The sequence below is a fragment of the Sphingomonas sp. PP-CE-3G-477 genome (assembly GCF_003050745.1).
GTDB lineage: Bacteria > Pseudomonadota > Alphaproteobacteria > Sphingomonadales > Sphingomonadaceae > Sphingomonas.
In genome coordinates this window covers 268,692-282,039 of sequence record NZ_QAOF01000003.1, presented here as the reverse complement: position 1 = coordinate 282,039, position 13,348 = coordinate 268,692, and the positions used below count along the sequence as shown (strand labels likewise).

9 protein-coding genes are annotated in these 13,348 nt (G+C 64.9%); 4 read left to right on the top strand and 5 right to left on the bottom strand.

Translation table 11 applies throughout. The features are described 5' to 3' along the window. The 3 genes from C8J45_RS08625 to C8J45_RS08615 are packed head-to-tail and all read right to left on the bottom strand — an operon-like array spanning position 1 to position 3,529. Positions 1-927: a Gfo/Idh/MocA family protein gene (locus C8J45_RS08625; RefSeq protein WP_107962832.1), complete on the bottom strand. Its 927-nt coding sequence runs from the start codon at positions 925-927 to the stop codon at positions 1-3. A gap of 2 nt (positions 928-929) precedes the next feature. Then, positions 930-1,922, bottom strand: coding sequence for an AraD1 family protein (gene araD1, locus C8J45_RS08620; RefSeq protein ID WP_107962831.1), 993 nt, complete (start codon positions 1,920-1,922; stop codon positions 930-932). A gap of 56 nt (positions 1,923-1,978) precedes the next feature. After that, positions 1,979-3,529, bottom strand: a complete 1,551-nt coding sequence (locus tag C8J45_RS08615; RefSeq protein WP_107962830.1) for an aldehyde dehydrogenase (NADP(+)) — start codon at positions 3,527-3,529, stop codon at positions 1,979-1,981. Positions 3,530-3,637: 108 nt separating this feature from the next. On the opposite strand from C8J45_RS08615, the gene C8J45_RS08610 reads away from it, so the two are divergent. Continuing rightward, positions 3,638-4,423 (top strand): FadR/GntR family transcriptional regulator, encoded by a 786-nt coding sequence (locus C8J45_RS08610; RefSeq protein WP_107962829.1) that lies wholly within the window; start codon positions 3,638-3,640, stop codon positions 4,421-4,423. Between the two features lie 65 nt (positions 4,424-4,488). Here the strand turns inward: C8J45_RS08610 and C8J45_RS08605 are convergent, their stop codons facing one another. Further along, complete coding sequence (locus C8J45_RS08605; protein WP_107963006.1) at positions 4,489-5,799, bottom strand: sugar MFS transporter; 1,311 nt, start codon at positions 5,797-5,799, stop codon at positions 4,489-4,491. Positions 5,800-5,954: 155 nt separating this feature from the next. On the opposite strand from C8J45_RS08605, the gene C8J45_RS08600 reads away from it, so the two are divergent. Together C8J45_RS08600 and C8J45_RS08595 are read left to right on the top strand one after the other, a co-directional pair. Further along, positions 5,955-7,100, top strand: coding sequence for an aldose epimerase family protein (locus C8J45_RS08600; RefSeq protein WP_107962828.1), 1,146 nt, complete (start codon positions 5,955-5,957; stop codon positions 7,098-7,100). A 49-nt stretch (positions 7,101-7,149) separates the two neighbouring features. Further along, a complete protein-coding gene (locus C8J45_RS08595) occupies positions 7,150-8,952 on the top strand; it encodes an IlvD/Edd family dehydratase (protein ID WP_308811340.1) in 1,803 nt (600 codons plus the stop codon). Positions 8,953-9,000: 48 nt separating this feature from the next. Here the strand turns inward: C8J45_RS08595 and C8J45_RS08590 are convergent, their stop codons facing one another. After that, positions 9,001-10,167 (bottom strand): cellulase family glycosylhydrolase, encoded by a 1,167-nt coding sequence (locus tag C8J45_RS08590; RefSeq protein ID WP_107962827.1) that lies wholly within the window; start codon positions 10,165-10,167, stop codon positions 9,001-9,003. 333 nt (positions 10,168-10,500) lie between these two features. Here C8J45_RS08590 and C8J45_RS08585 point away from each other — a divergent pair, with 333 nt between their 5' ends. Continuing rightward, positions 10,501-13,341 carry a TonB-dependent receptor gene (locus C8J45_RS08585; RefSeq protein WP_107962826.1) on the top strand — a complete coding sequence of 947 codons (2,841 nt, stop codon included), beginning with the start codon at positions 10,501-10,503 and terminating at the stop codon, positions 13,339-13,341. Positions 13,342-13,348: the final 7 nt, after the last annotated feature.

Sequence of the window (13,348 nt, the reverse complement as noted above, 5' to 3'; positions counted from 1 at the left end):
TCAATCATCGAAAGCCTCCACGGAATTGCGGGTGCCGCGCAGGAACGCGTCGGCGACGAGGGTGAACGGGGTCGTGTCGACTTCGCTACGGCCACCGCGGATCAGCGAGGCGAAGCGCGTGTAGAGGCCGGGATATTCCTCATCGTCGTTATGCATCGTGCCGTTCGGCAAGGTGAGCACCGCGCCGCCCTTGGCGAGGCTGAGCGTGCCGGCGTCGGTCTCGACGGTGATATCCCAGCTCTGCGGGCCGGTCTGGCGCCAGTCGAGATCCATGCTGATCGGCGTACCCGAGGCGCTGCGGAAGGCCAGGTCGGCGGCGATCGGCGCGGCGCGGTTGGCGGGCGTCGACAGCGTCGCGGCCGTCAGGAAGAACGGCTGCGGCAGGATCTCGGTCGCGATCGACAGCGCGTTGATGCCGGGATCGAAGACGCCGAGCCCACCCGGCTCCCAGATCCACGCCTGCCCCGGATGCCAGACGCGAACGTCCTCGCGCCAGACGATCGACACACGCTCGATCTTACGCTCGGCGAGCCAGCCCTTGGCCGGCGCGACACCCGCCGCGAACCGCGAATGCCAGCCGGCGAACAGCGTCGTTCCCGTTTCGGCAGCCTGCGCTTCGAGCGCATCGACCTCGGCGAGCGTCGCGCCGGGCGGCTTTTCGAGGAAGACGTGCACGCGCTTGGCGAGCGCCATCGAGGCGAGCTCGTAGCGTACCTGTGGCGGCGTGCAGAGCGCGATCGCGTCGATCGCCGGACCGTCGGCGAGCAGCGCTTCCAGCGACCTGAAGTTGGCGATACCCTCGACGCCCGGATCACGCGGGCTGACGCTGGCCACGAACTCGAACTCAGGGTTGCCCGCGATCGATGGAAGATGCTGGTCGCGGGCAATCTTGCCCATACCGATGACCGCGATCTTGATAGCGGCCATGCTTAGAGCGCCTTCACGGTAACGGGCTGCGGCGCAGCCTTGGTCAGCGTGTTGCGCAACGGCAGGGTGAATGGCGCGGCCTCGATCTCGAACACGTCGCCTTCGCGCGTCGTCACGCCGTCGGCGAACGACAGCGTCGCGGTGCCGAAGAAGTGGACGTGGACGTCGCCTGGCCGGCGGAACAAGTCGTATTTGAAGTGATGCGCCTCGAGGTTGGCGATGCTGTGCGACATGTTCGCCTCGCCCGACAGGAACGGCTTTTCCCAAAGCAGCGCGCCGTCGCGGTGGATGCGGCTCGCACCCTCGATATGCTCGGGCGGTGTACCGACCAGCAGTTCTGGCCCAAGCGACGCCTGGCGCAGCTTCGAATGCGCGAGCCAGAGATAGTTGTGGCGCTCGGTGACGTGATCGCTGAATTCGTTGGCCAGGCACAGGCCGAGGCGGAACGGCGTGCCGTCCGGACCGATCAGGTAGATACCGGCAAGCTCCGGCTCCTCGCCGCCATCCTCGGCGAAATCGGGCATCGCGAATGCCGCACCCGGTGCAACCAGCCCCGAGCCATCGCCCTTGTAGAACCATTCGGGCTGCTGGCCACGCGTCCCCGCTGCCGGCTTGCCGCCCTCGACGCCTTCGAGGAACATCCGCATCGAATCGGTCTGCTTCTCGGCGTCCGCGGCCGCGCGGTGCATCTTGTCGCGCCCCTCGGCCGAACCGAGATGCGTCAAACCGGTGCCGGTCATGATCAGATGCGCCGGATCGACATGATCGATCGGCGAGGTCAGGCGGCCCGCGGCGAGTTCGGCGGCGATGTCGACGCTCGCGCCCGTTCCACAGGCCGCGACCGCGCCGGCGAGATCGCTACCGGCGGCAATCGCACGCTCGGCCAGCGCGCGAACGCTGTCGACCCCAGTGACGAACGCCGCCCCCTCGTTAGTAGCCGCGATCACCGATCGCGTGCCATCGACGCCAACATGCTGCAACAGACGCAAAGTCATCAATTTCTCTCCTAGTCGGGACGCCGCTATTACGGTTCGCCCCCGATATTTTCAGGTCAGTTGGCGGGAACACCGTCGATCAGCCGCGGCGCGGTCGTGCCGTCACGCAACACCTCCGGCAGCAGTTCGGGCAGCAGGTTCTGGTACGACACCGGCCGCAGGAACCGATCGATCGCAAGGCTGCCGACCGAAGTCGCGCGGCCATCCGAGGTCGCCGGGAACGGACCGCCATGCACCATCGCATGGGCGACCTCGACACCGGTAGGCCAGCCGTTCGCGAGGATCCGTCCGGCCTTGCGTTCGAGCAGCGGGATCAGCCGCGACGCCATGTCGGCATCGCCGTTGTCCATCTGGATCGTTGCAGTGAGCTGCCCTTCGGCGGCGCGCAGTACGGCGTGAAGCTCGTCCTCGCTCGTGCAGCGCACCAACAACGACGACGCCCCGAACACTTCATGGCCCAGCGCCTTGTCGCTCAGGAACTGCGCGGCGGTCGTCTCGAAGAATGCCGCCTGGCCTTGCGCGACGCCTTCGCCGACCTTGCCACGTGCGACCTCGTTCACCGCGTCGTTGCTGGCGAGTGCGGCGATGCCCTGCTCGTAGGCGGCATGGATGCCGCTGGTGAGCATCGTTGCGGCAGGAGCCTCGGGCAATGCCGTTGCGGCAGCGGACACGAAAGCGTCGAGCCCCTCGCCTTCGATCGCGAGCACGAGACCGGGGTTGGTGCAGAACTGCCCCGCCCCCATCGTCAGCGACCCGACGAACGCCGTTCCTAGCGCCGCGCCGCGCGCCTTCAGGGCTTCGGGCAGCAGCACGACCGGGTTGATGCTCGACATCTCGGCATAGACCGGGATCGGAACTTCACAGGTCTGCGCCAGCTTGACGAGTGCAAGCCCCCCTGCCCGCGAACCGGTGAAACCGACTGCGGCGATCCGGGGATCCTGCACCAGCGCGCTGCCGAGCTCGTTGCCGGGACCGACCAGATGCGAGAACACGCCCGCCGGCAATCCGCACGCAGCGACCGCGGCCTCGATCGCACCGGCGACCAGCGCGCCGGTGGCTGGATGCGCAGGGTGCCCCTTGACGACGACCGGGCAGCCTGCGGCCAGCGCCGACGCGGTGTCGCCACCAGCGGTCGAGAAGGCGAGCGGGAAATTGCTTGCGCCAAACACCGCGACCGGGCCGAGCGGGATCATTCGCAGCCGAAGATCGGGGCGCGGCAAGGGCGCGCGATCGGGCAGTGCCGGATCGATCCGCAACCCCATCCAGCCGCCACGACGGACGACGCCGGCGAACAGCTTCAACTGGCCGACGGTGCGGCCGCGCTCGCCTTCCAGTCGTGCGCGCGGCAGGCCGCTTTCGCGCATCGCGGTGACGATCAGGTCGTCGCCGAGCGCGACGATCTCCTCGCCGATCCGTTCGAGAAAGTCGGCGCGTGCGTCATTGCCGGTCGCGCGATAGGCGTCGAATGCCGCCTCGGCGGCGGCGCATGCTGCCTCGACATCGGCCGGGCCATGCACCGCGATCGGATTACCCACTGCAGCACCGGTGGCGGCATCGATGGATCGAAACGCAGAACGCTCGGTCTGGCTCGTGCTTGTGTCTGACATAGTATCCACTCCCTATACTCCGACATATAAGCGACGCTAGGTTTTGGCAATCTTTGTCGTTCCTTGATCGTGCAGGGGCTGTTACGCCGTGTCCAGGGAGCAAGCGTTATGACGGACGTCGATCATATTGGGGATCGTATCGAGGAGCCCGTAGAGGCCGGCAGTGGAGACGAAAAGCCGGTCGTTCGCGTTCCGCGCGGCACGGGTCGACGTCTTCACGGTGCGGTCGCGCACAAGCTCGGCACCGCGATATTGTCGGGGGAGTATGCACCCGGCGACACCCTGTCAGGCGAAGTCGAGTTCTCGAAAACGCTCGACGTGTCGCGCAGCGCCTACCGCGAGGCCGTCCAGGTCCTGACCGCCAAGGGACTGGTCGAGAGCCGTCCGAAGATCGGTACGCGCGTCTTGCCCCGCAGCCGGTGGAACCTGCTCGATCCCGACGTGCTCGCCTGGGCGTTTGCCGGCGAGCCCGACATCGCCTTCGTTCGCGGACTGTTCGAACTGCGCGCGATCGTCGAGCCTGCGGCGGCAGCGTTGGCCGCGGAACGGCGCGAGCGGACCGACCTGAAGATCATGAAGGACGCGCTGGCGGCCATGCGTCGGCATACGCTGGCCACCGAAGCCGGGCGCGCGGCGGATCGCGAGTTTCACGACGCGGTGCTGACGGCGACCCGTAACGATGCGCTGATCGTGCTGAGCGCGAGCATCGGTGCCGCCGTCAACTGGACGACGCAGTTCAAACAGCGCGCCCGCGCCCTGCCCCGCAATCCGATCCCCGATCACGTGCTGGTCTACGACGCGATCGCCGCCGGCGATGCCAACGGTGCCAGCGCAGCGATGCGGACGCTGGTCGATCTGGCGCTGGAGGATACGAAACTGGCGATGGCGCGCTGATCGCACGCCACCGCCGCTTCGTCGTCGCCTGCTAAGTCGGCGCCCCGGTCAAGGGGCGCGCCACTTCAGGGAACGGCGACGGGATCGGGCAGCGCTTCGGTCACGCGCGAGCCCCAGACTGCGTAGAACAGGATGTACAGTTCGCACACCGCGGTCAGCAGGAACGAGATCTGCAACCCGTAGGTATCGGCAAGCCAGCCCTGGACGATCACCAGCGCACCGCCGGCGATCGCCATGATCAGCAGGCCGGACCCTTCCTCGGTCAGTGGTCCAAGCCCGCGGATGCCGAGCGTGAAGATCGTCGGGAACATGATCGAGTGGAACAGCCCGACCGAGATCAGCGCCCACATCGCGACATGGCCGGTGGTGAAGGTCGCGATCAGCATGACGACGAACGCGCCTATGCTTGCCACCGCCAGCACGCGCTCGGCGGGGATCGTCCGCATCACGACGCTGCCGATCAGGCGGCCGACCATCATCCCGCCCCACAGGATGAACAGGTAATGCGAGGCCTGCTCGTGCGTCAGATTGCCGATCTGCGGCTGGCTGACGAAGTTGATGAACAGATTGGCGACGCCGATCTCGGCGATCAGATAAATGAAGATCGCCGGGATGCCGAGCACGAGGTTGCGGTGCGACCAGAGCGACAGGCCCTTGCGATCCGCCTTCGCCGAGCGCTGCGTCGACGCGCCCATTGCCGGCAGCGGGAAGCGCGCGATCACGATCGCGAGCACGACCAGCACGCCCGCGACGATCAGATACGGCAACACCACCGACTGTGCGTCGGCAAGCCGCTCGGCCGGGGTCAGCACCGCGGTCGACCCGGCCACCGCAGTACCCGAGGTGGAGCGGCCGAGGATCAGATACCCACCGAACAGCGGCGCGAGCGTGGCCCCCGCCGAGTTGAACGCCTGCACGAGGTTGAGCCGCGACGACGCGGTCTCGGATGGACCGACGACCGCGACATACGGGTTGGCCGCGACCTGGAGCAGCGTGATCCCGCTTGCGATCACGAACAGCGCAAACAGCGTGACGCCGTAGGACGGCAATCGCGCGGCGGGCACCATCATCAGCGCGCCGACCGCCATCAGGCCCAGCCCGAACACCATCGCGCGCTGATAGCCGACCCGCTCGATCAACTTGGCCGACGGGATCGATGCGAAGAAATAGGCGATGAACCAGACGCTCTCGATCAGCGTGGTCTGCGTGTAGCTGAGGTCGAACACGCTGCGCAGGTGCGGCAGCAGCGTGTTGTTGATGACCGTGATGAAGCCCCACATGAAGAACAGGCTGGCGAGCAGAGTCAGTGCGGAGCGGTAGCTTGGGCTAGCCCCCGGCGGATCCTGTATCGCTGCGCCCTCGACGGGTCGTTGCATCTGTATCGGCATCGCCATAATCGCTCACCCTCCGTGCCATGTCGGCGACTGCACGACAGTCTTTTCCCGCATGGCTTGCTCAGAAATATATTGTCCGACTATATAGCCCCACAAGGCGCGTCAACGGCGTCGAGCGATTAAGGACGGGAACCGGAATGCGCGCAATCACAAAGTCGGGGATCATCGCGGCCACCGCGTTGACGATAGTGTCGTCACACGCCGCGAACGCCGCATCGGCCAAGCGCGAAGCGTTCGGCAAATTGCCCAACGGCACCGCGATCGAAGCCGTCACGCTGACCGGCACCAATGGCGTCAGCGCGCGAATCATGACCCTCGGCGCAACGCTCCAGTCGTTCAACGCACCCGACCGCAACGGCAAGACGTCCGACATCACGCTCGGCTATGACGATGCCGCAAGCTACGTCACCGCGCCGAACTTCTGGGGACAGACGATCGGCAGGTATGCCAACCGGATCGCCGGCGGTCGCTTCACGCTCGACGGCAAGCCCTATCAGATCACGCTCAACGACAAGACCAACACGCTGCACGGCGGCACGGTCGGGTTCGACAAGCTGGTGTGGAAGATTGTCTCCGTCACCAATGGCGCGCAGGCGAAGGTCGTGATGACGCTGACCAGCCCGGCGGGTGACCAGGGCTATCCCGGCACGCTGTCGGTCAAGGTCACCTATGCGCTCGACGACAAGGGTGCGCTGACGATCGATTTCGACGCGACCAGCGATGCACCGACGATCGTCAACCTGACCAACCACGCGCTGTTCGATCTGGCGGGTGAAGGCTCCGCGACAGGGATCTACGGCCAGCGGCTGACGATCCCGGCGCGGCGCTATACGCCCGTCAACGCGACGCTGATCCCGACCGGCGAACTAAAGCCGGTCGCGGGCACCGTGTTCGACTTCACCAAGGGACGCGCGTTGTCCGACGGCATCCGCGACGGACGCGATCCGCAGATCGTCATCGGTCGCGGCTGGGATCACAACTTCGTGCTCGACAAGGGCGCAACGCCCGAGCCAGGGCTCGCCGCGCGCGTCGAGGACCCGGCATCGGGTCGCGTGCTCGAAGTATTGACCACCGAGCCTGGGGTACAATTTTACTCGGGCAACTTCCTCGACGGGTCGCTGGTCGGCAAGTCTGGTCATGTGTACCGGATGGGCGACGGCCTCGCGCTCGAACCGCAGAAATTCCCTAATACCCCCAACCAGCCTGCATTCGGTTCGGCGCGCGTCGATCCCGGCAAACCCTATCATCACCGCATGGTCTACCGCGTTTCCGTCGCCCGCTGATACCGGCCCGCCGACATCGAACTCTAGCCCGATCTCCAGAAAGCTCCTCATGACCGAAATGCCCAAGCTTCCCCAGTCGCTCAGAAGCCGCGCGTGGTTCGACAACCCCGAGAACATCGACATGACCGCGCTCTATCTGGAGCGCTATCTGAACTTCGGGCTCAGCCTGGAGGAACTGCGTTCGGGCAAGCCGATCATCGGCATCGCGCAGACCGGCAGCGACTTGAGCCCGTGCAACCGTCACCACCTCGTGCTCGCCGAACGCCTGCGCGAAGGCATCCGTGAGGCAGGCGGCATCGCGCTCGAATTCCCGGTCCATCCGATCCAGGAAACCGGCAAGCGCCCGACCGCCGGGCTCGACCGCAACCTCGCCTATCTCGCGCTGGTCGAGGTGCTCTACGGCTATCCGCTCGATGGCGTCGTGCTGACGATCGGCTGCGACAAGACGACGCCCGCCTGCCTCATGGCGGCGGCAACCGTCAACATCCCCGCGATAGCGCTCTCGGTCGGGCCGATGCTCAACGGCTGGCACAAGGGCGAGCGGACCGGTTCGGGGACGATCGTGTGGAAGGCGCGCGAGCTGCTCGCGACCGGCGCGATCGACGACGAGGGCTTTATCAAGCTCGTCGCATCGTCGGCGCCGTCGACCGGCTATTGCAACACGATGGGCACCGCGACGACGATGAACAGCCTTGCCGAAGCGCTCGGCATGCAGTTGCCCGGCTCGGCTGCGATCCCCGCGCCGTACCGTGACCGCCAGGAGGTCGCGTACAAGACCGGCAAGCGGATCGTCGACATGGTTTCGGAAGATCTGAAGCCGTCGGACATTCTCACCAAGGAAGCGTTCCACAACGCGATCGTCGTCAATTCGGCGATCGGCGGTTCGACCAACGCACCGATCCACCTCGCCGCGATCGCGCGCCATATCGGCGTCGACCTGCCGATCGACGACTGGCAGACGCACGGCCACAAGGTGCCGCTGATGGTCAACCTCCAGCCCGCCGGCGAGTATCTGGGCGAGGATTATTATCATGCCGGCGGCGTACCCGCAGTGGTTGCCGAACTGATGAAGCAGGGCCTCATCCACGAAGACGCGATGACCGCGAACGGTAAGTCGATCGGCGACAATTGCCGGACCGCGACGATCGAGGACGAGCGCGTCATCCGCCCGTTCGCGACGCCTCTGCTGGAGGACGCCGGCTTCATCGTGCTGCGCGGCAACCTGTTCGACTCGGCGATCATGAAGACCAGCGTGATCAGCCCCGAGTTCCGCGAACGCTATCTGTCCAACCCGGACGATCTCGAAGCGTTCGAGGGCCCCGCGGTTGTGTTCGACGGACCGGAGGATTATCATCACCGGATCGATGACCCCTCGCTCGGGATCACCACCGACACCTTGCTGTTCATGCGTGGCGCAGGGCCGATCGGCTATCCGGGTGCCGCCGAGGTCGTCAACATGCGGCCGCCCGCGTACCTGATCCGCGAGGGCGTCCATGCCCTCCCCTGCATCGGCGACGGTCGCCAGTCGGGGACCTCAGGCTCGCCCTCGATCCTGAACGCCTCGCCTGAAGCCGCGGCGATGGGCGGCCTCGCGTTGATCCGTACCGGCGACCGTGTTCGCATCGACCTTGCCAAGGGCAGCGCCAACGTCCTGATCTCGGACGAGGACCTCGCCGAGCGCCGCCGCGCGCTGACCGAAGCAGGTGGCTATGCCTATCCGCGTTCGCAGACGCCCTGGCAGGAAATCCAGCGGGCTACCGTGGGCCAGATGGAAACGGGCGCAATCCTCGAAGGTGCGGAAAAGTACCAGCGGATCGCGCAGACCATGGGCCTACCCCGCGACAATCACTGAGACGCATGCAGCATCGCCCTCCCGCGGGATGGCGATGCTGCACACCGTTTACCGCCGGCGACGTACCGCGGAACCATCGGACGGCGCCGTCGGTACGATGCCCTTCGGTGCCGCGCTCAACCGTCGGATCAAATCGGTCTCCGCCTGACGATACGGCGTGCCGTCGTTCTGGAATACTTCGTGAAACCAGATCGTCGGCTCGACCAGCACATACGGCTTCTGCCAGCTGTCCCACGGTAGTCGCGTCTGCGTCTTCCCATCGACGAAACCCCAGTTGATCATGCCGACATCGTAACGCTTGCCGATCGGCAGCGAGCCATCGAACGTCGATCCGTTGCCGCGCGCCATGTATTCGGTGCAGATCACCGGGCGGTTATAGGCGAGCAACTGTTTGATCCGTCGCTCGAACGTCTCCGGCCAGCTATAATCGTGGAAGGTCACGACGTCCGACTGCGCGAGCTGAAGCTCTTCCATTGGCGACGTCTTGCCGCCCGGTGCCCAATCGTCGCCGGTCCACACTCCCGACGTCAGCGGCTGCGCCGGATCGGCCTCGCGCGCCCAATCGAACACCTGCGCCAGCATCGCCCGGACCAGCGGCTCCTTGCCCTCCTGCCCCTTATACTGGTCGGCGCCATTGTCCGGCTCGTTCCACACGTCCCAGCCCAGTATCCGGTCGTCCTTCGCAAACGCGCCGATCACGCCCTGCACATAGGCCTTGTAGCCGGGATACCGCGCCCGATCGCGCAAGCCCGGCATTCCCGGCCCCTGCACCCACCCCGAATTATGCACGCCGGGGATCGGCGGATGCTGCGGCCCGAGCTTCGGATCGGGATCCCAGCAGCTGTCGAACAAAACAAACAGCGGCTTGATCCCGTGCGCCCGAGCAATCGTCAGGAACGCGTCGATCCGTTGCTTGAAGCCCTCCGGGTCCTGCTGCCAGAGCTGATCGTGGAGAAACACGCGCATCGTGTTCATGCCAATACCCTGCGCAAGGCCTAGCTCGTAATCGATCCGCTTGGGATCCCAGGTTGTCGCCTGCCACATTTCGAGCTGGTTGATCGCCGTCGCGGGCGCGTAATTCGCGCCGATCAGCCATGGTTGTGCGGCATACCAACCCTTGGCCTGCCCCTCGGTCCAGCGACCGCGTGCTTCGGCGGGACTGGCTATGAGGACGACCGCGGCAAGAAGGGCTGGATACAGCGCCTTTATCTGCATGGCATTCCCGCCCGCAGCAATTCCGTGATGCTGCTTACTGGAGCAAGATGCTCCTCCCGATCGATCGCGCATCTGCTCCGAAATGCGTTGGTTCATTGGCTTTCCTCTCCCGTTGCGCGGTCGTTTCATTCGTTCGCTCGACGATACGCCGCATCACCCCAGCGCTGTTCGCCGCGCCTTTCGCCATCCTAGCGAGCCACGTTCCGGATCGCCAACAACCGAGTGAAGAATCGTTCAGTCTTGTCCGACAAACAGTTGCCAGTCCCGCCGGATCATTTTAGCGTGAAGCCAAGTCGCATGGAAAACCATCGACACTAAAGGGGAGAGAGAGACATGAAAGCTAAGGCACTTCTGTGCGCGTCCGTGGCCGCCATGGCGCTGGTTACCACAGCGTCCGCCACTGCACAGACCTCCGACAAATCGACAGCAAAAACCAGGGCGGGCGGCCAGGATCTCCCCAAGCCGACCACCGCCTCCGATCAGAACGCGAACCCCGCGGCGCCGCAGCCCTCGCTGCAGGAGAGCCCCAAGGAGGACAACGGCGAGATCGTAGTCACCGGGCTTCGTCGCAGCCTCCAATCGGCACAGGCGATCAAGCGCAACTCGGACGGCATCGTCGACGCCATCGTTGCCGAGGACATCGGCAAGCTGCCCGACACCTTTGCCTCGTCGGCACTGGCCCGCGTGTCCGGCGTGCAGGTCTCGCGTGGCGGCGGCGAGTCGGCCGGCGTTACGGTCCGCGGCCTGCCCGATCTCAGCACTACCTATAACGGCCGGGAAATCTTCACCGCCGAAGGTCGCTTCGTCCAGATCCAGGATTTCCCCGCCGGCACCGTGGCTGCGCTCGAAGTCTACAAATCTGGCACCGCAAACCTGATCGAGGGCGGCATCGGCGGCCAGGTCAACGTCCGCGGCCGGCGGCCGTTCGACTTTGACGGCTTCGAATTGTCGGGGTCGTTGAACGGCGTGAACTGGCAGCAATCGGGAAAGATGTCGTGGAACGGCAATCTCCTCGTCAGCGACCGCTGGAACACCGGGATCGGCGAGATGGGCCTGCTCGTCAACGCGTCCTATGTGGGCATCAACTTCCTGGATTCGCTCCGAGAGCAATCGTTGGTGATCGGCACGACCAACGCGGCGAACGCGCCAGGAACCGCTGGTGGCGTTCGCTATCCGGACGCACAGTCGCTTTTCCTCGGCTACGGCAAACGCTGGCGGCCCTCCGCGAACGCTGCGTTCCAGTGGAAGCCCACGCCCGAACTCGAAATCTATGTGGATGGGCTCTACCAGGGTTATCGCGGACGAGACTCGAACCGGTTCATGTTCGTTCCGATCTTCGGTGGCCCCGACTTCCAGTTGACCAACCTCACTACGCGCACCGGCAACCCGAACGTGGCCCAGAGCGCGACCGTCACCGGCGCGAATGCACCGGACGGCTATTACGGCTCGGCGAATGGCACGACCAACACCTATCAGGCCGGCGGCGGCGCCATCTGGAAGCACGACAACCTCCAGATCTCGGGCGACATCGCGTACACGGACAGCACCTACACGTTCGATCTGATCAACATCGACTATACGTTCCGCAGTTCGCCGGTACGCAACGTCGTGTTCGAATCCCCCGGCACGGACGGCGGCCCGACCTTCAACCTGGGCAATTTCAATCTTACCGACCCCGCAAACTATCTCAGCCGTGGCTTCTTCCAGGAACATCTGAAAGTCGGCGGCAAGGACATCCAGTCGCGCGCCGACGTTCAGTACGACATGGGCGACGGCCTGTTGAGGCGTCTCCAGTTTGGCGTCCGCTACAATGATCGCGACGCCAATCGCGATCGCGGTGCACCCTATATCTTCAACCTGCCCGCACAGCTGCCGATTTCTGCGCTGCCGGTGACGACGGAAAGCACGCTGGCCGGGTTCGGGTACAACAACACCTTCCCGATCCATACCTTCACCGCGATCCCGTCGAACAGCATTCGCAACAACCTAGCCGCCTTGCGAACATTCTACGGTGCCCCCGCAGGACGGCCGGACTTCAATCCGTCGGAGAATTTCCGCGCGAACGAGAAGGCGTTGGCCGGGTATGCGCAAGTCAAATACGGCTTCGACATCGGCAGCGTCGTCGTCGATGGCGTGGTCGGGCTGCGCGCGGTTCGTACCAAGAACACGACCAGCGGCTTCCTGCGCGACGAAACAAGTCCCGGCGTCTTCGTCATCACGCCGGTCACCGCAAAGAACGAATATACCGATTACCTGCCGAACGTCAGCGCCCGCATCGCCGCGACGGACGAACTCCAGTTGCGGCTCGCCTATACGCAGACGCGCACGCGACCGAACTTTTTCGATCTCAACCCGGCGCTGACGGTGGGATCGCCGCCAACGATCGATCCCAACAATCCGCCCAACCCCAACGACCCCAACAGCAACGTGCGCACCATCAACGCCGGCAACCCGAACCTGTCGCCGCTGACCTCGAACAACTACGACGCGAGCCTCGAATGGTATTTCTCGCGCACGGGGTCGCTGACCGGCGCGATCTTCCGCCGTGATGCGCAAGGCTTCATCTCGAACACCACCGTCTTCACCAACGATCCGACCTATGGTCGGGTGCGTTTCACACAGCCCGAGAATACCGGTGCCACGCGTTTCCAGGGCGTGGAGGTCGGATTCACCAGCTTCCTCGATATCGACGGCCTGCCCGATTGGGCCAAGGGTTTCGGGCTGCAGGCAAACGGCACCTATGTCGATTCCAAGGGCGATTTGGCGTCGACGCTCGCGCTCTCGCCCAACGTCGCGGGCCAGCAGCAACGGTTCAACGGCGTGTCGAAATGGACCTATAATCTGGTCGGGTTGTACGAACGGCCGTTCTTCTCCGCACGCGTCGCATATAATTTCCGCTCCGACTTCGTTCAATATTACAGCCAGGAGCCGCTCGACGTCGATGCCAACGGCGCGCAACGTACTGGCGGTGTGATCGAAAAGGGTCGTGGCCAGCTCGATCTGTCGACGACGGTAACGCCGATCCCCAACGTCACGCTCGCGTTCGATATCGTCAACGTACTGGGTAATCCGATCCGTCGTTATCGACAGTTCGATGACGCGGGCGATCAGTTCGCGCGTCAGATCTTCTACCTCGAGCGCACCTATTCGCTCGGCGTACGGTTTCGGTTCTGACCTGACA